Raw genomic sequence first — 19,757 nt, forward strand, 5'->3', positions numbered from 1 at the left:
CCGTTATTGAGACAATATAATCATCGATATTATGTATCAGGGTTAGTAAGTTATTCAAAATAACACGGACTTCTATATTGGCATGAAAAAAGCCGCGCTGAGGCGGCCTGTATTCTATCGTATGAATATGAAAAATTAGCGCCATGTTAGGTCTACAACTACAGGCAAATGGTCGGATGGAAACTGACCGTTAACCTGATCCGAAAGAATGGAGAGAACCTCGCACGGAACCTAATTTGTCATGATCTCGGCTGGTGAACCTTATGCTTTCGAGCGAGTTAGTAAATACAGAAAGTAAGGGGCGCCAATTACAGCGACGACAATTCCCGTGGGCACCTCTGATGGCTGTAATATCCATCGTCCAATTGTATCTGCTGTAATCACAAGCAAGGAACCGGCTAAAGCCGAGGTCGGCAGAAGGAGTTGGTGTTTGGGACCCACAAGTCGTCTAGCTAAATGCGGTCCAATGAGCCCCACAAAGCCGATGCCACCGCTTACCGCCACACATGAGCCTGCCAATCCTACTGCTGCTGCCAACAGCAAAATTTGTTCTCTCGATACATATGCCCCCAGCCCAGTTGCCGTCTGTTCACCCAAGTTCAGAACATTCATGATTCGAGCTTTGTAGAATATGTATGGTAATAACACGACGATGAATGGAAGCAGTGCAAGTACATACTTCCAATTCGTTCCCCAGATGCTTCCGGCAAGCCATGTCGCCATCGTTTGATATGTTTCGGGACTAAGCTTCAATGTCAGTACGATCATAGCTGCACTGATGCCGGCAGCTACCGCTATACCAGTTAACAGTAATCGCGTAGGCGATATATTCTCATGCCGTTTGAAGGATAACAAGCAGATGAGCGCTGATGTAAGTCCAGCCCCAAGCCACGCGAACACTGGCAATAAATAGATCGGAGCCTGTGCAGTTGATGGGTAAAACGAGATGAACAACATTACGGCGAGACCAGCGCCCGCATTAATGCCTAAAATGCCCGGATCAGCCAATGCATTACGCGATATGGCCTGCATGACACAGCCGGATACCGCCAGACCTGCACCGATTAGCAAAGAAATAACAATGCGCGGTAATCGGAAGTCAAATAGGATTAGCTCTTCTTTTTTTGTTCCTGAACCGAACAATGTACGCAGCAAATCCATGGGGGATAAGCGAATAAATCCTGTATTCATGCTAATGATAACCATAATGACAATCAGTACAGCTATCGTAATCATAATCGCTATGCTCCGCTGCTTCTTTCGTTTTTGAATCATCGGTAAAGATAGACTTGTCATCGTTTACAGTCCCCTCCTTTCCTTGCGTGCCAAGAAGAGGAAGAAGGGTACACCGATTAAAGCGATTAATGCCCCAACAGGTGTTTCGTATGGCGGATTCACCATTCGAGCGGCAAGATCAGCGAAGATAACCAGCAAGCTGCCAAGCAAGGCTGAGCATGGGATAATCCAGCGATAATCCACGCCAACTAAATAACGGGTAACATGTGGAATAATCAAGCCTACAAAGCCAACAGCTCCAACAACAGATACGGCTGCACCAGCCAAAATAAGCACAATGACCGTGCCTGCCAATCTTACGAGGCGTGTTCTCTGACCCAGTCCCTTGGCGATCTCCTCTCCAAGACTGAGCATTGTAATCGAACGTGATAATACAATCGCCCCTACAAGAGCAGCTGCAATCCACGGAAACATCACTTCTAGCTGCGGCCATTTCGTGCCCGCTACTCCACCGGCGTACCAAAAAGCCAAATCCTGTCCAATTCGATAATATAATGCGATGCCTTCGCTCAGTGCGGATAAGAGAGCACTGAGCGCTGCCCCAGCCAATACCATTCGAACAGGGGTTAGTCCTCCCCTAGCTAATGAACCAATTCCATACACGAGCCCTGCGCCCAAGCCTGCGCCAAGAAAAGAATACAAAATTAAATACATGTAAGGCAGGCCTGGAAAAAATGCAAAGCATAGGGCCAGCATGAACCCTGAACCCGCATTCAGGCCAAGCAAGCCTGAATCCGCCATCGGATTGCGAGTCATGCCTTGCATAATAGCTCCGGCCACCGCGAAGCAGGCTCCTACCAACGCCCCCCCCAATACACGCGGCAGTCTGATTTCTTGAATAATTTGATGCTGTGTTACTTCTGGATTGAAGCGAAAAATCGCCTCCCATACGGTAGACATCTGAATATCTGCCGCACCGAACGATACAGATATAGCGATCCCTAACAGCAATGCGAAGGAACCGCCAATAAGAATAAGTGTTGCTGCCATTGGACGTGAGCGAAATTCAAATGCTTGCGATGCAGCTTCCTTAGGTAAAGACTTAGCCACTTGCCCCATACATGCCACCCTTGCTGTTTCTAAATTAGAATGATATTGATTATCATTTGCATCAAGATATATTTTAGGACATTTTTCCTCTTGTGGCAATGGAGAAAATAAATTGATTTTTTGTACAATTGTCACTACTAATTCAGTTCATATCCGTCTTTTTTCAAATAGATGCGGACTAAATTTCTCATTTTCCAATCGTCGTCCACGACCAAAATTTTGCCGCTGTGCATGGTCTCCTCCTCGATGTTCAAGCTTTGTATGTTCACAATACTGCATAAATTTGTGTTTTTTATGAATCTCCATCATTTCTCCATATTTGCTGTCTATGCTGAGACTGTATTCTACAAGAATGATAATTCAGGAGGCATGGAATTGAAAAGCTTATTCTCAACTCGCAATCGGATGCTCCAAACCATGGTCGTCACCGGGATAATTGCATTACTAGCAAGTGGATGCTGGAACGGAGGAACTGCCAAGGATCATACCAACATGGATCATGCTTCTATGTCGAACAAACAAGAGTCGAAGCTTACATCGAATACTGACACAGATACAGTAAAAGAAATAGTGAAGCGTACTGTAACTACACCTAATGTTGATGGCACATCCCTAACCATTACTGCTCAACCAAGTAACTTGGAAGTATCCAATGGGGTGGTGCTGCCCGTTTGGACATTTAACAATTCTGTTCCTGGGCCGCAGATTCGAGTAAAGGTTGGCGATACTGTCAAGATTAAGCTGGAAAATGAATTGCCGGAGCCTGTATCGATCCATTGGCATGGATATCCCGTTCCCAATGGTATGGATGGTATTCCCGGCGTCACCCAAGATGCTGTTGTTCCTGGGAAGTCCTTCATCTATGAGTTCAAAGCAACGGTACCGGGAACGTATTGGTACCATTCGCATCAAGACAGTGTAAATCAAGTAGACAAAGGACTGTATGGCTCGCTCATCGTCGAAGATCCGAAGGAGCAAGTTGATCGAGACTACACGCTTGTGCTGGATGAATGGATAAGCACGGGAAAGATGAATACGGAGCGAGCAGATGAAAATCAATCGAATATTCAATCAGATATGTCAGGAATGGATCACTCCAAGATGAATATGTCGAAATCCGGCATGAGAGGCATGGATCATGGAACGATGTCAATGGGCGGTCATGATATGAGCATGTACGACCTGTTCACTATGAATGGAAAATCGGGTGATGCAATAGAACCGCTCATGGTCAAGCAAGGAGAAAAGGTTCGGATTCGCTTAATCAATGCCGGATATCTCTCACATCAGATGCACCTGCAAGGGCATGAATTCAAGGTCATCGCTATGGATGGTCAACCCGTCAACAGTCCGGCTGTCATTCAAGATCAAGTGATATCAATTGCGCCTGGCGAACGATATGATCTTGAGTTCGTTGCTGACAACCCCGGTACGTGGCTGTTGGATGAACACAGCAAAGAGGATCGAGCTCACAATATGCGGGCTGTCATTCAGTACGAGGCCTTTACGAAGCAGGCTGCCAAATCCGATTCCTCGGAAACCCTGCCTCAGTTCAATCTCGCTGCGTATGGCAAGATGGCTGAATCGGCATTCACACTCGACCAGAAGTATGATCAGCAGGTTCTGATGAATTTAAACACAGAAATGCGAAGTAGCGAGATGGTTTATACCATTAATGGCAAGGTATTTCCGGACACAGACAAAATCAAAGTTGCCAAGGGTGACAAAGTCATGGTTACCTTCGTCAATCAATCGCCAACCGATGATCATCCCATGCATTTGCATGGACATTTCTTTCAGGTATTGAGCAGAAACGGGCAGCCTTTACAAGGCTCTCCTGTCGTCAAGGATACAGTGAACGTTAAACCCGGTGAGCAGTATGTTATCGCTTTTGAAGCTGATAATCCCGGGGATTGGATGTTCCATTGCCATGACCTGCATCATGCTTCAGCAGGAATGGTGACTGATGTTAAATACAAAGGCTATAAGAGTACGTATGTACCAGATTCGAATGTCGACAATAAACCTGAATAATGAACGAAATGAATACAGCCAAGCCTGTTGGTTAAAGAGTCAATAGGCTTGGCAGTTCACAAGGTATCAGCATAAATAGACGTTGATTGATTTCATGATGTCCTTTCATGTCTCATGTTGTACTAGTCATATATCGAGACCACATTCCTATTGCTATTGCTTGTGCTATTACTGGTTACTACCATTTTACTGGACAATCCCATTCCGAAGAGCGTATACGACTGCTTGTGTACGGTCTTCGACTTCCAGCTTCTGCAAGATCCGGTGAACATGTGTTTTCACTGTGCTTTCACTGATGTGGAGTATTGAAGCAATGTCTTCGTTGCGCCATCCATATGCCATTTGTTGAAGCACTTCAATTTCTCTTCCGGTAAATGCTTCCGCACGCTCATCCTGGCATAATGGTTCAAATCGTTGAAGCGCAGGCTTCTCACCGATTCGTATGACTTGACTCATTACTTTGGCTGCAACTGCGGTTCGATAGATCGCTTCTCCACGATGTGCTGCACGAATCGCCTCAAGCAGTTCATTGGGGGTAGCATCTTTGAGCATATATCCTACAGCGCCAGCACGAATGCCATCGTATACATATTGTTCAAGTTCAAATGTTGTGAGAATGATTACCTTCAGTTCGGGAAATGATGCAACAATGTCGCGTGTTGCTGCAATCCCGCTGTATTTCGGCATTTGAACATCCATTAAAAATACATGCGGCTGTACTTGTTCTGCTACGGTAATTGCTTCGCGACCATTGGCTGCATAACCGGCCATCTCCATATCTGACTGAGCATTAATAATATGGCTCCAACCACTGCGAACAAGCTCTTGATCATCTGCAATCGCAACTCGAATCAACTCATCCTTCATCCCTGCTCCCCTCCTCTACAATAGGATCGTGAACTACGTAATCGTGAGTCGGTATCGCTACGGATAGCGCAAGCCCATGAGGATGTATGGGCACTAATCGCAAGGTTCCTCCTGCCGCCTTACATCTCATCTCCATATGAGATAAGCCAAACCCAGGAGTTATAGGCGTCTGCCTAACATTCCTTCCATTATCCTGTACAGTCATTCTAATCTCCTCGTCACGCTCTTCGATTGTTATCTTGACCTCCGTCGCAGCAGCATGACGGATGACATTCGTCAATGCTTCCTGAAGAACCCGGTATAGTAGTTCAGAGATGTGTGGTGTCCAAGAGCTGCTGCAGTCTACAGCTTCAAATGTAATCAATAACTGACTCTGTTCTCTAACTTGCTGGATAAGTTTCTCCAGCGCATTCATTCCACCATATATCTGGTTATGATCTGTCATTTGACGCACGACCGCACGAACTTCGGTCAGGCAATTGCGGGCTACCTCGAGAACGGTGGCCATAGCCCGCTCGGCTTCTTCCTTATTCGCTTGCATCATATAGGGCAATGCCTGAAGCTGGACGATGACCGAGGTTAATCCATGTCCGATACTATCATGAATGTCTCTTGCAATACGGGTTCGTTCTTCTAATACAGCATACTGAAGCAGGCGGCTTGTAGCCTCTTCGAGTTCGTGATGAGCACGCTTCAATTCAAGATGTGCCTGTTCCATTTCGATATGCATGTCGCTCAACTGTTGGTGCGCCTCACGCCTCGTACGCGCTCCCCAGAAGATGACATAGATGCCAACGAGCAGAAGCATGTAGACCCCTACTCCATATTCAGATGAATGACTGGTATAAAAAAACATAACTGCGCTAACAGCCGTGATTACAGCTGCAAACACAGCTGCGAGAATCCCTTTTAACCTCAATGCGATGTATGCGATGAGGTAAATAACTAATGATGCTGACGTTCGTACTGTATCAAAGAACACCCATGAAGCCATAGTAAGTAGCCATAGTAATAGGATGATTATGTAATAGTTCCGTGTATTTCGGACTCGTCTGCCTGGAGTCCATATCAGAAGGAAGACGTACGAGACGAACATCGCCAGTCCTATCCCGATACTCCACAATGAAGAAGAATTCTCATATGGGATAAAGATGATGAGGATGATTAGACTTAATATAATCACCCTCAATCGGCTATGCATAGGTTCCTCATATGAAATTATGGATCGATTGACTCGCATATATTGCAGATCACACCTTCTGAGAGAGGGATTCGTGCCTCATATTCTCCCATGGCCTTGCAGCTGTCGATAGCGCAAAAATAGAAAAAAGCGTCTCGCACATACACTGCCAAGTGGAATCATAACGAGTGCATTACTTAATGATACCAGAGCATGCTCTCTCCCCCAATAGCCAATTGCCAAGCGAAGAAGCATTGCAGCCATAAAAATAATGACGCCTGCAATTGAACTCTGTGAAGTTATTTTCCCAGTAACCGGATGAACACGGAGTTTTTCCAAGGAAGCCCTCCACATGCCCAGCCCTATGCCAAGAACAAGACAGATCACATATAGCAGGAAGCTCCTCCAAGTCAAGTTCGCAGTCTGTGAGATTGTCGTAAAGGTTACCCAAATGAACAATACTGGAGTGATCCACATGCGTGATGGGCGCAATTCCTTTTCCTTTCCCATGCGTAGAAGTACGATTGCCAGCACAATCATAAAAGTTGAAGCAGATGTCATGATATCTCCTCTTTACCTTATATTTGATTTTCTAATTAGCAGTATAAACAGAATGCTGCATATTGAAGTCCACCTACAGATTGAATTTTGATAAATAGAATGCATGTTGGTTCATTGCTGCACGCTGTTCATCGTAGAGTTCAATGGTTGAACTAGATATTCATAGCCATTACAGCGTGTTACGAAAAAACGGTGCACTTCCTCACAAAAACAAGCTGCTGCCTGCAGATTGTGAGGATGTACACCATTATCTCCGCTTACTTCTCTATGTAGTTTCAGTGACGAATGACGTTCAGTTATCCGATATTAATGATGTTGTTGCTCGACAACTGGCGGGATTCCAGGATATTTCACGACTGGCCACTTCGCCACGCGCAAGGCATTCATTAATTCAGGCGAAGCATTCACATTCGATTGGACGAGCTGCTTCGGCGTAAGCGCCATCCATTGATTGAGAGACACGTCTGCAAACCGATCACTCTTGAACATTTCGAGGAACCATAAGCTGTCTGTCCCTGTATTCTGAATATAATGTCCAAACGCAAAAGGAACGTATCCGACATCCCCTGCCCGATAGTTAAAAGTTCGTGCTGCACCATTCCCCGAGAAGACAGTCATTCTGCCCTGTCCGGTAAGGTAATATTGCCATTCATCATTGTTAGGATGCCAATGCATTTCTCTCATGGCGCCAGGCTTAATCTCGACAAGTGCGGCAGCTATCGTCCGTGAAACAGGAAAATTGGTTGAATCCACGATGCGAACTGTCCCACCGGGAGTCGTGATTGGCGGCTGAGCCATCAACCGATGTACGAAACCCGGCTCAATTGTCCCGTATGGATCCGGCACCTGCTGACTCTCGATTGAACCCGGTACTTGAGATTGATAAATGTACACCTGATCAGAAGGAATGTGCTCAAATGCACTTATCGGTACACCAAAATTGGCTGATAATACCTCCTTCGGCGTATGCGCAAACCAATCCGATATCGAAAGGGTATTTAGATCCGAAAAACTCCCGTCATCGAACACGAGCAGGAATTCGCAGCCCTCCTCTAACCCCTGAATGGAATGTGGAATGCCGGGAGGGAAATACCACAGATCTCCCGGTCCAACATCTGCGATAAAATTACGACCATTTTGGTCGACCGAGGTCACTCGGGCGCTTCCTAGGATCATGAACGCCCATTCTGCCTGCTGATGCCAATGCAGCTCCCTTACCCCACCGGGAGTAAGCCGCATGTTGACACCTGCAAGCGTCTTCGCTACCGGCAGTTCTCTTACCGTGACTTCACGCGACCACCCACCCTTATTCAACTGCATGTGTGCATCGGAAAAAGAAAACTTCAAATTCGGAACAAGTCCTGCATCCGTAATCGGAGGAACAAGCATATCTGGATTTTCCATATCCCGCATGACATCGCGTGGACCGAGGTCTGTCGCTCCAGCACCGTCACTTTCGCGAATGGGCTGCGGAATATGCATCTGCTTCGGATCAATCGTACCCATGATTCCATCTCTCCCTTCTCAGAAACCTAGCGAACAACGCTAATGCGATGTTGCGCACATTTAACGTTATCTAGTTAACAAAATTCGAGGAACTGGCAACGATTCCATTGATCCTTATGAACATGATGCTTCGATTATGCGGCATTATTCGTGTTCGGCATGCAATTCAGAGCTAGGAAAATGGATATCTTTCAACAACAACGAGTGATCCCTTATCTAAAGTATATACAAGCATCTTGTTTTAAATGGTATTTATTGTTATTTATCTTCTCGCATTATGGTATAGTAAACTGAAGGAGGGATCCAAGTGAAGCTCCATCGAGTATCAGCATTTGTTTTCATCTGTTTGTCACTGGTAACAGGCTGTATACCAGGATCGTCGGTTCCTGAGCGGATCAATACTCCCCCAACGATAACGTTAACTCCCATTGATCCATTTCAAGGTGAAGCAGCGAAGTTAAAGCCTTTCCTCGGAAATATGACGGGGGCGTTTACCTTGAGATATGAAGGCACAAAACCAAAAGCGAACTTGGATATTGAGATCTGGAACTATGGCAAGAAAGTAAAATCCGTCGGCGGCCTTGGCGATATATTCTTCACACCTAATAAGGAAGAGCGGAAAGAGATTGAGCTTATCATATCCATTGATACCGTTGCTGGCTTAGGACAGGACAATATGAATCATATCAAGATTGGCATCGTCCATGAATCTGGTACAACCCTGTACGGCCTTTCGCCCCCAACAGATCATAAGATGATGGGACGGGGGATCATTTCATATCATGAGCCTCAATCCTTTATTGCACAGGGTACGGTTCGGGTATGGGGCATGCAAATGACGAGTGCAAATCGCATGATTACTGCAGATTTCTCACAGGAATCACTAAGCAAAGTCGAGCAGGCGATCCTCTTCACTTTGCGGTTTGATGATTAATTTACGGTACATCATGTTTATGCTACTATCATTCACGAAGGAGTGTGATGTTTGTGCAAGAACCATGTCTTCCTACTGGTGTGGATGTCAAAGACACCCCGTTTGGCTATACACTGTCTTTAATAGGCGGCAAATATAAAATGATCATTATGTATTGGCTGTCCGAGCATAAGGTCATGCGGCATAATGAGCTGAAGCGAAGCATCGGTACCATTTCATTCAAATCATTAAGCGTTATGTTAAAAGAGATGGAGGCGGATGGCCTTATCCAACGCAAGGAATATCCACAAGTGCCGCCAAAAGTCGAATATTCCTTAACTGAACGTGGTCTATCGCTCATCCCTATAGTAGATATGATGTGTGTTTGGGGAGAGAAGAACAGACTATCCCCCTTAGAAACTGTGGAACATTCATAATGCAAAAGAAGTATCTCCTGCATGAGGAAATACTTCTTTTGCTATTAGACGGGATAGAATTAATAACTTACAGGTTGTCAATGAATTTCACGTAGTCAAGTGCACCCTGATCCAGCTTGCTTGCTGACGGCTCATGCTCCGCCCCGTAAAACGCATAGAACGAGCGATAATCTGCTTTACAATACTGAAAGCTTAATTCGAATGGGGATAATATTTGCTCGAATGTATAACGATATTTCCCTTCCTCGAAGTCCTCTTTTTTAATTCCGGCAGATACAGCCAATGCAGCTTTGCGACCTTTCAGTTTATCACCACTAGAACCATAAGCCCAACCATAAGTAAATACTTCATCAAGCCATTTTTTAAGAAGAGGCGGACAATTAAACCAATAGATTGGGAACTGCAAGACAAGATTGCCATGAGATTCAATCAATTGTTGTTCATGCTGCACATCGATGTTGCCATCCGGGTATGCCTTATACAATTCGTGAATGGTATATTTGTCCGGATACTTCTTGAGTTCTTCAGCCAAGCGTTTATTGACAACGGACGTTTCTAAGTTCGGATGAGTTAAGATAACAAGTGTTTTCATCGATTTGACCTCCATAGATTGGTTTTCCTCTTGAGTATATGATGTAAACTATCTATTTGTAAGTACGCACTTTTAGTTCAGGTACTTACATGAAGGTTAGTATCAAATGGGCAAAACCGACAACACTTGTGCAGATGGCTAGATGCTGGCAACCGCTCCCCCGTCCACCCGAAGATTGCTTCCATTAATGAAAGACGCCTGTCCAGAGGCTAGCACCCGTTACAATGGAGCTGTCTACCCCCAATACCATGTGCAATATAAACAGAGAGGATCGCGCTTTGCACGTCCTCTCTGTTTCCTTACTCATTCAAATACGTTGTCACCCGATTTTGGATTAATTTTGCTACCTCTTCGGCAGACTTCTGGCCAGAAAAATACGATTTTGCTTCTTCCCCGACAATCGAGTATAGCTTGTCTTCACCAGACCGATAACCGCTCGCCGCTGCCAGCAGCTGCTTGGCCTTTATGAAATATCCCTCTGTCGCCTTAACAGCTTGGCCCGATTCCAGCTTAAATTCTCCACTTTCCACTTGCTTCTGTCTTTCGTTAAGCTCCTGTTCATTCACCGATGCAAGTACGGAAAACCCACTTCTCTCTGGCATAGATTGCGCTTGCTCAGATACTAAAAATTTCCAAGCTTCTTCAGAAACATCCGACTTGGATGAAATTGCAAGCTGTTTTGGAGCAGAAAAAGAAACTCCTCTTGTCTGTCCTGCAGCATGCGGCTTATTCAGCAACACAGGTTTTTTATAAAGCGTATGGGGCCAAAAGATAAAGTCAGGAGGAGATACCAGTGTTATCGAACTGAACAACTGCTCTCCGTAATCTGCCTCTTTCGAAGTAGCAACTTGATGATCATACATGCTCTTGATTTGCTCCATAAGAGTAATAAAGCTTGGAGAATCAAAGTTAGCCTTTTGATTGCTGCGATCGATGAACTCGGAAGACTGATCGATGACTATGTCAAGCAGCTGCTCCTCAGGCGGTGTGTTCGCCAATGCATATCGGGAATCGCCTTCATCCATGCTCTTCATAATCTGCTTCGCTACTTGTTCAAATTGCTGCCATGTCCATTTCTGATCATCTACCTGAACGTTAGCCTTCTCCAGTATATTGCCGTCCCCTAGGAAGGTATGCAGGTGTAAGCTAAGCGGCATCGAATATAGCCCGCCATTGATCCCCATCTCATCCACGATATTCGGGTACAAATCGCCCTTTTCCAGCAGCTTCTCTTTTTTGATAAAGTCATTCATATTGAGGAGCAGCTTTTTATTGACATATTTCCCGACAGGCAGGTTGGCAACATCAATGATATCCGCCGCTGCGCCAGATAATAGCTCCGTATTGATTTTTTGCACATACCTGTTGTCATCTTGTTCCTCCACTTTCTCATTTTCTTGCTTAAACAATTGAAGACGAACTTCAATATCTGGATTTTGTTTCTCAAATTTCTTTATTGCAGATACATACCAGGAATTTGGATTGAACAAGGACATCGTTACGATCGTCTTGCCTTCCTTCGTTTTGTTCGTCTTGCCTTCCTTCGTTTTGTTCGTCTTGTCCCCTTCATTCGACGAACCGCATGCCACTGTCATTGTAACGAGCACCAAACTAGTGAAAATAATGATAAGCCGCTTATTCATAATATGATCTCACCTCTAATCAATCTTTGAAATCATTTCTATTGGAGCCGAATCCGATTGCCATCTTGCAAAGGTTCGCTGCTGTCTACAATAATTAGTGTTTGTTCATAGACATTGCCTGATGTGATTAACGTTACTTTGTCATTGTTTTCACTTGATGTGACGGGAACCTTGCGTGCCAAGAAGACGTTGCCAAGCGGCCCCAACTGCTCCTCAACTACATAAATGTACAGTCCTTCTCGCTCACGATGAATCGCTTTATTCGAAATGAGAATTCCCTCTTCACGAGAACGCTTCGTAATATGTACACGACCTTCCTCGCCGCCTTTCAAAGCGGAGTTCACCATTTGGAGACGAACCGTTTTCTGTGCAATGGTTGATTTCGCATTCGTCACAAGATCATCAGCAGCTGCTGATCGCCGTTCATTGTCGACGATATCCATAATCAATGCTTGAAGCTCTAGTAACTTGTTCGCTTTGTCCCCCTTTATTACAACCGGAATCTTCTCCCCTATCGATATCGCGAGTAAATCCAACAATTCAGCATCAATCGTAATGTCAAACTGATACCCACGGCTGCTGTTGGCTAGAATGATATCCGCCGCCCCAGAAGACACCACGCCTGTTACTGCGTTAATCTTCGTCACCATGCCATCGAACGGAGCTTTGATTTCCTTTTGCTGTTCCAACTTCTTTTTCGATTCGTTAATTTTACGAGTTTGTATCCCCAAATCCAGACGACGTGTTTGTATTTCGCGCGACGCGGCGCGCAGCTTCATGTCATCCCCTTCGGAAGTCGCAGATTGAATGTATTGATCCTGATAGGTTTGCAGCTCAATCTTTTGCTTCTCCAGATGGGCAATCTCATCTTGCAATTCTTGCTCGGCGGAACTGCTGTCATAAATCAGCAGCGTCTGATCTTTTTGGACGTAGCTCCCTTCTTTCACGTAAATCTTGCTAACCCGCCATGGTGCCGCATTCATTAATTTCACTTCAGACACAGGCCGCAGGATGCCACTTGCTTCAAGCTTATAATCTAGGCTCCCTAGTGTCGCTTTCTCAGTAACAACCTTGGGGAGCGTTAACGATTCCAATGTATTGCTGAATAGGGTACAAAACACTAACAGTCCGATAAATAACCCGAACAAGATGACTATCGTTCGTTGACGCTTTTTCTCTGTAGCAGCGACTTGTCCTTCACTCCCCACATTCAATACTCCCTTCAAACCAATCTATCCCTTGATGCCTGACAACTGGACACCTTCGATAAAGTAAGGTTCCACATATAAGAACAAGAGCACCATGGGGGCCATATACAGCATTGATGCAGCAAATGCGACACCCCGCGCCCCTTTATTGATGCTCGATAAATATACGGAGAGTGGCTGCTTAAGCGGATCGTCCAGGAAAATAAGAGGCTGCTCCACCATGTTCCAATAATCCACAAATAGCAAAATGACAAGACCCGCTATTCCTGGTTTGATTAAGGGTGCGATAATCGACCAGAAAATTCGGAGGTGACCAGCCCCATCAATTTTAGCTGCCTCGATGTAATCGTACGGAATGTGCATCATGAACTGGCGAAGCATAAATACGCCGAAGGCGGCAAATATCCCAGGAAGAATAACCGAGCTAGGATGATTCAGCAATCCAAGTTGATCGGCCATCATATAATTGGGAACAAGCGTAACTTGATAAGGCATAAGCGTCGTGAACAGGTAAACAAGAAATATGGGCTCGCGACCACGAAAACGCAGTTTGGAGAAGGCATATGCTGCCAGAGCTGCAACTAAGGTTTGACCAGCGATAATTGGCACCACCATAAATACAGAATTCCAGAACATAGCTATATATTTCGAGTTCTGTATCAATAACATGGAATACTGCTCTATGGACACTTGATCCGGCAGCAGCTTCAAATTCGCGAACTGCTGGGCAATAGCAGATTCAGCTGAACCTACATGTCCAATCAATCCATAATTCATTTCAATTTCTTGTTCTGTCATAATTGAATTTGTGAATGTTATCACAATTGGTGACAATATCAATCCGGCAAACACTGCCATAATGGCCGTCATCACGCTTTTTCGTATTCTTCTCATACGTTGATCTCGTTACCTCCTTTCTCATGTCTGCTGCTCTATCTGTTACTTAGTCCAACGAATGTCGAACACGACGCTCTATGAAATACATCCCCATTACGATGACTAAGATGCAAGCTGCCATTAATGATGCCGCTGCCGTTAGCTTCTGTATGTCCAGGGACACAAACATATTGTTCATATAATGCTGCAGCATATATATGCTGTCATGCGGATAGTCGCCGGCAACTAAGTACGTTTCCCGAAATACCTTGAACGAATTCATGATCGACATGAGGACTACGAAGAACATTGTTGGTGTTAGATACACGAGCGTAATGCTTCTGAACTGACGGAAGCGACCTGCCCCTTCTATATAGGCCGTCTCATAATAGTCCTTCGGAATCTGCTGCAAGCCTGCCAAGAATAGAATCATGTTATAGCCAATGTTTTTCCATATGTATACACCGATGATTACATAGCGAGCGGCGTCAGTCTTCATCCAATCCACACGTTCAAGCATCCAAGTTCCTAACCAAGCGTTAAGGGAACCATTCCAGTCGAAGAGGATCTGCCAAATGAGCACGATAGACGCCGTAGGAACGACGAGCGGCAATACATAGGCTGTCCGCAGAATGTTACGGCAATAGATGTTTTTGTTCAACAAAATAGCGATGCCTAGGGAAAGCACTATGAGGATCGGAACGCTTATAACGGTAAAATAAGTCGTATGTAAAAAAGCTTTGCGAAAAGAGTCGCTTTCGAGCAGTTCGCGATAATTGTCAAGTCCAACAAATTGTCCTTGGACAGCGTTGTTCTGAAATGAATACATGATCCCTTTCACAAAAGGGATGAAATAAAATATCGCAAATCCTAATCCACTAGGTAAAAGAAACATGAAAGCTACAGATGTATCCTTGCGCAACCATTTTGTCATTTCACACCCCCCATCATTCCTATCCCATTTGAATTCTTCATGTAGCAATGGGGGTCGATATCAGATTCTACGTGGTATGCATCATCCACATAAACATGAAAATCCCCACTTTCTCTCAACGTTTCTCCTATCCTGCACTTAGAATAGAACAAACTGTTTAAAGAAAAAGTGGGGTAAAAATAAAATTTTTCTTAAATTAACGTTGTGAAGCTTGAAGAGAATCGTCGTTATGAGAAGGCAAGCGCACTTCGAACATCGTTCGTACCGCATCACTCTGAACGGATATCGTTCCATCATGCTGTGAAATGATATTCTTCGTAATGAATAAGCCTAAGCCTGTGCTATCCCCTTGCTGGGATCGGGCTTGATCAGCGGTATAGAACATGTCAAACAAATGAGGGATATGCTCTGGCTTGATCGGATCCCCATAATTAATCACCTTCACAATCACCTCATTCAACACGATTTGGGCTTGAATATCTACAAACTTCCCATCACTTCCGTAGCGATTCGCGTTAGACAGTAGATTCTCGAATACTCTCGCTAGCATTTTTCCATTTCCGCAAATATACATGTGTGACGGTATATTCAAACGAACCTGTAATCCATTCTTCTCTAGAACGGGATATAGTTCCTCGGTAACCTGTATGAGAAGCTCACTTACATCCATTCGATGCCTCTCAATGGCCGCTGTACCATAATTCATTCTCGTTACTTCAAATAACTGATCGATGAGTTTCTCCAATCGTTGCGATTTAGTATAAGCGATTTCCGTGTAATGGATGATTTGTTCTTCTGTTAATTTTTTATCTCGAAGAATGAGATCCAGGTACCCAAGGATAGACGTTAGTGGAGTACGCAAATCATGTGCCAAATTCATGACCAATTGATCCTTACTGTTCTCAGCAAAGTCTCCTCTCTCCACCGCCTGCTGCAGCTTAATCTTGGCCAAGTTAATGTCTTTCGCAATAACCCCGAATTCATCTTTGGATTCGATATGTACTGGACTTGCGAAATCTCCGTTGGCAAGCTGGTTAATTCCATCAGAAATCATGTTAAAGTATACTGCATACCGCTTCGTAAGCAAGAAGAAAAACAAGATCGCAAGCGGTGTGAAAATAAGTAAAAAGAAATTAATATCCCCTATATCCCTAATGAAATATCGAACGGAGGTTAATGGATGTTCGTACTTCATGGTGTGATAATACATCTGAAGAAGTTTGTATAGTAAGAAAATGATTCCTCCGGATAGAAGGATACTGACACCAAAAAGGAACAGCATTTTAGCACGGAAGCTGCGAATGATTTTACCCATTGAATGTGTAACCTACTCCCCAGACTGTTTTGATTAATTTGTTTTTCGCGGTATCTTCTTTCAACTTTTTGCGAAGTGTACGAATATGCACCATGACTGTATTCGCATTCTCATAATAAGCTTCGCCCCACACCTGTTGAAAAATATGCTCCGAGCTGAATACCTTCTTCGGGGAGCTCGCGAGCAGGTGCAAGATATCAAATTCTTTCGGTGTAAGTTCAATCGGTTCATCATACAGCCGAACCGAGCGCTGCTCGAGGTTCATAACAAGTCCGCCGTTCTTCAGTACATTGCGAGCTGATGCAGCAGAAGAATTAAACTGCATGCTGCGCCGCAGATGTGCATTCACCCGAGCAACCAACTCCATGGGGTTGAACGGCTTGGTCATATAATCATCCGCTCCTCTAACCAGACCCGTGATTTTATCCAAGTCGCTTGTCTTGGCGCTTACAAATATAATGGGCATATGGTTCTGTTCTCGGATTTGCCGGGTAACTTCATAGCCATCCAGCTTCGGCATCATAATATCGAGTATCGCCAAATCAATGGAATGGCGATGAACAGCATGTACTGCTTCCTCACCATCTGTCGCAATGATACAATGATAGCCTTCCTTCTCAAGATGATAAGCAATTAAATCAGCTATTTCCTTCTCGTCCTCTGCAATAAGTATCGTAATTTCTCTCATGCGATCTACTCCTGTGAAATGGTAACATTTCCTCCCATTGTAACAGATCCTCACTGCAATTACAGAGCTAAGCAGGCATTGAACAATGATCAACCACCTGCTTAGCTAAGCTGTATTCGCTTCATGTAACGAGTACTGCCCATTTTGTGCGCTGTGACCGGATTTGTCAACCTATGCTTGAACTGCTGAAGCCAAGCTTCGAATCCTAGACTTCCCCTCTTTCTCCATCCATTCCAGAAACGGCATCTGCTTCCTATATTGATGCTTCCATTTTACATCGGGTTCTGTGGAATGAATGGATTGGCATAGGAAAAACAAACTAATTCGAGACACAGCAGCAGGGAGCAAGTATATCTCAATATCGGACAGCTTCCCATATCCAGCCAGAAAACGGGCGTCGAAGGTACTCGCATAATTCGGCAGCAATAAGTAGATTACCCATATCGAATAGGCAATGTCGAAGAGGCGTGTTCCGTTCCGTACAAAATCAAAATCCAGCACACAGCTCACTTCATTGCGAATGTACTTCTGATTCCAGAAATGCCAATCACCGTGGATGATTGTCCGAGGCAGCAACGATGCATCTTTGTCGTATTTATGAAGTACTCGGTTCATGACACGCGATACTTCTGCATGCTCCTTGCTAGGAATTGTCGGCAATTCTCGAAGCCGGCTCAACCGTTCCCTTAAATCGCTGCTCTTATGGTAGAATGACCACTCAGGAAGTGGGCCCGGCGGCTCATCTCCCAGAATATGATGGAATCTCCGAAGCATACTTGCACTCGAATGCACTTGCTGCTCCCGGCACAAGAACGATCTGCCTTGTACAAATGGCGTAACTTGAACCCGCTTCCCATCAAGCTCTACAAAGCTCATACCCTTCTCATCCTGAACAGGACGAGGTACAGGAATCCCTTCATTCTCTAGCTTCGCAAGCAGCTTCGAGACATATTGAAGGTGAGCTTCACTTACGGATGAGCTAATAAAACGTACAACGAATTCCCCATTTGTTGTCGTTATTTTCAGATTAATATTATATGAGCCTTTTAACCTATCTCCTATGCCTACCAATTCCCCTAAGGAGAAATGTTGACAAACGAAATCGATAGCTGCTGCTGTTCGCAGCGATTCGTCTGTGATCATATCGAGTGATGGCTCCATACTCACATCTCCTTCTTCTTGCTTAACCGAAGCAAGTAGACTCTGCTATTCACTATATTCGAAACTTCTTTAGTTTTGGCATTACAATGGTGGAATAAGCAGGACAAATTCCAAAATATACGATTGTACCTTTCACTTTTGTTCCTATGACATATGAATATACTATACGCTAATCCCCTTATAAAGGGCGTGAATCAATGCAGAGAAAAAAACGGACACCGAATGTAACAAAGAATCAAAGAAAGCGCGAAAATCCTAGACGCAAAAAGATTTTCAATACCACACGACACTCTACTTCGGTTACCCTTTCAGAACCTGCTTCCCCCTTATATCGCCCCCCTCCTGTACAGTGGCCGCCGCGTATATTAATGATCATCGATCAATTCAATATTGGAGGAACCGAGACTTACACACTCTCATTGACGCGAGAGCTTATTCGGAGCGGGGCAGTCGTAGCGGTAGCAGGCAAGCGAGGCAAGATAATGGATTCCTTCATTGGTCTCGGCTGTGCGTACTATGAGGTTGATTTCGTGCTTGATAATTATGAGCCTGATGTCCAAAATGCAAAGCTGCATCTCGATGTATTAAAAATGATTATTAGCACGGAACGCATTCAAATTATACACGCGCATCAATACCCTTCCGGAGAGCTCGCTAAGCGCGCAGCTGAGGAGATGAATATCCCCTTTGTCTTTACCGTTCATGGCTGTTATTATGATGCGTCGCACATGCAGAAGTTGAAGCCAAATACCACTTTTGTAAGTGTCAGTCCCGCGATCGAGCACGCACTGAACATGGATGGCATTACGTCCCATCTTATCCCGAATGGACTCGATGCAGTGGAATTCAGCAGTTACCCCGAAGCCTATCAGCAGTATTTGCGAAGAAAACTGGGCATTCCGAATAATGCCTTCGTTGTCATGTATGTAGGCCGTCTAACATGGGAGAAGGCAGATATATGCAAAGACGTCATCCAAGCGACATCTGCACTACGCAAAAAATCAGGAAGCTCAATTGTCCTTCTGATTGTAGGCGGCGGCATCCATCAAGAACAAGTCGAGAAGCTCGTCAAACAGGAACGTCACCGAACTGGGGATTCCTTCATCATCTATCCGGGAGAAATGCTGAATATGAGGGCTTGTTACGCCATAAGCGATTGTGTGATCGGTACGGGGCGCATCGCATTAGAAGCAATGGCCTGTCAACGTCCTCTTATTTGTTCGGGGAGTAAAGGTTATCTTGGGGTCGTAGATGCAAGCTGTTATGAACAAGCGTGGAACTCTTGGTTCGGGGATCACCATGCTGCCAATTCCGTACCGAAGGGACTATTGACGGCACATATTGAACGAATCTGGAATATGGACTTCGAAGAAAAGAATGCGATGGTTCAGTCCGGACGAACATTCGTCATGCAAAGATTCCATGTCGCACAAATCACAAGTAAAATGCTGGATGTGTATCGTCAATTACTATTTCCTAAGCGTGACTAAAATCGA

At 44.7% G+C, this 19,757-nt stretch carries 18 protein-coding genes; 4 read left to right on the forward strand and 14 right to left on the reverse strand.

Features of this window, described 5'->3' with window-relative positions:
- Nucleotides 1–261: 261 nt before the first annotated feature.
- Nucleotides 262–1,296, reverse strand: a complete 1,035-nt coding sequence (locus tag PBN151_RS26860; RefSeq protein WP_072731667.1) for a FecCD family ABC transporter permease — start codon at nt 1,294–1,296, stop codon at nt 262–264.
- 3 nt (nt 1,297–1,299) lie between these two features.
- On the reverse strand, nt 1,300–2,355 hold the full coding sequence (locus PBN151_RS26865) for a FecCD family ABC transporter permease (RefSeq protein ID WP_072731669.1): 1,056 nt from the start codon (nt 2,353–2,355) through the stop codon (nt 1,300–1,302).
- A gap of 360 nt (nt 2,356–2,715) precedes the next feature.
- On the opposite strand from PBN151_RS26865, the gene PBN151_RS26870 reads away from it, so the two are divergent.
- A complete protein-coding gene (locus tag PBN151_RS26870) occupies nt 2,716–4,380 on the forward strand; it encodes a multicopper oxidase family protein (protein WP_072731670.1) in 1,665 nt (554 codons plus the stop codon).
- A gap of 186 nt (nt 4,381–4,566) precedes the next feature.
- Here PBN151_RS26870 and PBN151_RS26875 read toward each other — a convergent pair whose 3' ends face one another.
- The 4 genes from PBN151_RS26875 to PBN151_RS26890 form a co-directional block, all read right to left on the reverse strand.
- A complete protein-coding gene (locus PBN151_RS26875) occupies nt 4,567–5,247 on the reverse strand; it encodes a response regulator transcription factor (RefSeq protein WP_072731671.1) in 681 nt (226 codons plus the stop codon).
- Entirely contained in the window at nt 5,237–6,241 is a 1,005-nt protein-coding gene (locus tag PBN151_RS26880; RefSeq protein WP_175560810.1) for an ATP-binding protein, read from the reverse strand. The genes PBN151_RS26875 and PBN151_RS26880 overlap by 11 nt, the downstream gene beginning before the upstream one ends.
- A 285-nt stretch (nt 6,242–6,526) precedes the next feature.
- Nucleotides 6,527–6,988, reverse strand: coding sequence for a CcdC protein domain-containing protein (locus PBN151_RS26885; RefSeq protein WP_072731673.1), 462 nt, complete (start codon nt 6,986–6,988; stop codon nt 6,527–6,529).
- A 306-nt stretch (nt 6,989–7,294) separates the two neighbouring features.
- Nucleotides 7,295–8,494: an oxalate decarboxylase family bicupin gene (locus PBN151_RS26890; RefSeq protein ID WP_072731674.1), complete on the reverse strand. Its 1,200-nt coding sequence runs from the start codon at nt 8,492–8,494 to the stop codon at nt 7,295–7,297.
- Nucleotides 8,495–8,801: 307 nt separating this feature from the next.
- Here PBN151_RS26890 and PBN151_RS26895 point away from each other — a divergent pair, with 307 nt between their 5' ends.
- Nucleotides 8,802–9,428: a hypothetical protein gene (locus PBN151_RS26895; RefSeq protein WP_072731675.1), complete on the forward strand. Its 627-nt coding sequence runs from the start codon at nt 8,802–8,804 to the stop codon at nt 9,426–9,428.
- A 53-nt stretch (nt 9,429–9,481) separates the two neighbouring features.
- The gene (locus PBN151_RS26900) at nt 9,482–9,844 is read left to right on the forward strand and encodes a winged helix-turn-helix transcriptional regulator (RefSeq protein WP_072731676.1); all 363 of its coding nucleotides are present in this window, start codon (nt 9,482–9,484) and stop codon (nt 9,842–9,844) included.
- Nucleotides 9,845–9,911: 67 nt separating this feature from the next.
- Here the strand turns inward: PBN151_RS26900 and PBN151_RS26905 are convergent, their stop codons facing one another.
- From PBN151_RS26905 to PBN151_RS26940, 8 genes are all read right to left on the reverse strand, one after another.
- Nucleotides 9,912–10,436, reverse strand: a complete 525-nt coding sequence (locus PBN151_RS26905) for an NAD(P)H-dependent oxidoreductase (protein WP_072731677.1) — start codon at nt 10,434–10,436, stop codon at nt 9,912–9,914.
- Nucleotides 10,437–10,735: 299 nt separating this feature from the next.
- Nucleotides 10,736–12,079: an ABC transporter substrate-binding protein gene (locus tag PBN151_RS26910; protein WP_072731678.1), complete on the reverse strand. Its 1,344-nt coding sequence runs from the start codon at nt 12,077–12,079 to the stop codon at nt 10,736–10,738.
- 38 nt (nt 12,080–12,117) lie between these two features.
- Nucleotides 12,118–13,287: an efflux RND transporter periplasmic adaptor subunit gene (locus tag PBN151_RS26915; RefSeq protein ID WP_072731679.1), complete on the reverse strand. Its 1,170-nt coding sequence runs from the start codon at nt 13,285–13,287 to the stop codon at nt 12,118–12,120.
- 24 nt (nt 13,288–13,311) lie between these two features.
- A complete protein-coding gene (locus tag PBN151_RS26920; protein ID WP_072731680.1) occupies nt 13,312–14,181 on the reverse strand; it encodes a carbohydrate ABC transporter permease in 870 nt (289 codons plus the stop codon).
- A 49-nt stretch (nt 14,182–14,230) separates the two neighbouring features.
- Nucleotides 14,231–15,097, reverse strand: coding sequence for a carbohydrate ABC transporter permease (locus tag PBN151_RS26925; RefSeq protein ID WP_072731681.1), 867 nt, complete (start codon nt 15,095–15,097; stop codon nt 14,231–14,233).
- 196 nt (nt 15,098–15,293) lie between these two features.
- The gene (locus PBN151_RS26930) at nt 15,294–16,412 is read right to left on the reverse strand and encodes a HAMP domain-containing sensor histidine kinase (RefSeq protein WP_072731683.1); all 1,119 of its coding nucleotides are present in this window, start codon (nt 16,410–16,412) and stop codon (nt 15,294–15,296) included.
- Complete coding sequence (locus PBN151_RS26935) at nt 16,405–17,100, reverse strand: response regulator transcription factor (protein ID WP_072731684.1); 696 nt, start codon at nt 17,098–17,100, stop codon at nt 16,405–16,407. Before PBN151_RS26935 ends, PBN151_RS26930 begins: the two co-directional genes overlap by 8 nt.
- Before the next feature lie 171 nt (nt 17,101–17,271).
- A complete protein-coding gene (locus PBN151_RS26940) occupies nt 17,272–18,261 on the reverse strand; it encodes a phosphotransferase (RefSeq protein WP_072731686.1) in 990 nt (329 codons plus the stop codon).
- 368 nt (nt 18,262–18,629) lie between these two features.
- Here PBN151_RS26940 and PBN151_RS26945 point away from each other — a divergent pair, with 368 nt between their 5' ends.
- A complete protein-coding gene (locus PBN151_RS26945) occupies nt 18,630–19,751 on the forward strand; it encodes a glycosyltransferase (RefSeq protein ID WP_227775132.1) in 1,122 nt (373 codons plus the stop codon).
- Nucleotides 19,752–19,757 lie beyond the last annotated feature (6 nt).

Origin of the sequence: Paenibacillus sp. NAIST15-1 (assembly GCF_001894745.1) — a bacterium.
Classification (GTDB): domain Bacteria; phylum Bacillota; class Bacilli; order Paenibacillales; family Paenibacillaceae; genus Paenibacillus_B; species Paenibacillus_B suaedae.

What these genes read in the sequence shown, in the direction of transcription:
- PBN151_RS26885 (WP_072731673.1), bottom strand. Translation starts at nt 6,988, where the DNA reads ATGACATCTGCTTCAACTTTTATGATTGTGCTGGCAATCGTACTTCTA.
- PBN151_RS26935 (WP_072731684.1), bottom strand. Translation starts at nt 17,100, where the DNA reads ATGAGAGAAATTACGATACTTATTGCAGAGGACGAGAAGGAAATAGCT.
- PBN151_RS26865 (WP_072731669.1), bottom strand. Translation starts at nt 2,355, where the DNA reads ATGGGGCAAGTGGCTAAGTCTTTACCTAAGGAAGCTGCATCGCAAGCA.
- PBN151_RS26925 (WP_072731681.1), bottom strand. Translation starts at nt 15,097, where the DNA reads ATGACAAAATGGTTGCGCAAGGATACATCTGTAGCTTTCATGTTTCTT.
- PBN151_RS26890 (WP_072731674.1), bottom strand. Translation starts at nt 8,494, where the DNA reads ATGGGTACGATTGATCCGAAGCAGATGCATATTCCGCAGCCCATTCGC.
- PBN151_RS26930 (WP_072731683.1), bottom strand. Translation starts at nt 16,412, where the DNA reads ATGGGTAAAATCATTCGCAGCTTCCGTGCTAAAATGCTGTTCCTTTTT.
- PBN151_RS26945 (WP_227775132.1), top strand. Translation starts at nt 18,630, where the DNA reads ATGATCATCGATCAATTCAATATTGGAGGAACCGAGACTTACACACTC.
- PBN151_RS26880 (WP_175560810.1), bottom strand. Translation starts at nt 6,241, where the DNA reads ATGGCTTCATGGGTGTTCTTTGATACAGTACGAACGTCAGCATCATTA.
- PBN151_RS26875 (WP_072731671.1), bottom strand. Translation starts at nt 5,247, where the DNA reads ATGAAGGATGAGTTGATTCGAGTTGCGATTGCAGATGATCAAGAGCTT.
- PBN151_RS26870 (WP_072731670.1), top strand. Translation starts at nt 2,716, where the DNA reads ATGGAATTGAAAAGCTTATTCTCAACTCGCAATCGGATGCTCCAAACC.
- PBN151_RS26910 (WP_072731678.1), bottom strand. Translation starts at nt 12,079, where the DNA reads ATGAATAAGCGGCTTATCATTATTTTCACTAGTTTGGTGCTCGTTACA.
- PBN151_RS26940 (WP_072731686.1), bottom strand. Translation starts at nt 18,261, where the DNA reads ATGGAGCCATCACTCGATATGATCACAGACGAATCGCTGCGAACAGCA.
- PBN151_RS26860 (WP_072731667.1), bottom strand. Translation starts at nt 1,296, where the DNA reads ATGACAAGTCTATCTTTACCGATGATTCAAAAACGAAAGAAGCAGCGG.
- PBN151_RS26920 (WP_072731680.1), bottom strand. Translation starts at nt 14,181, where the DNA reads ATGAGAAGAATACGAAAAAGCGTGATGACGGCCATTATGGCAGTGTTT.
- PBN151_RS26905 (WP_072731677.1), bottom strand. Translation starts at nt 10,436, where the DNA reads ATGAAAACACTTGTTATCTTAACTCATCCGAACTTAGAAACGTCCGTT.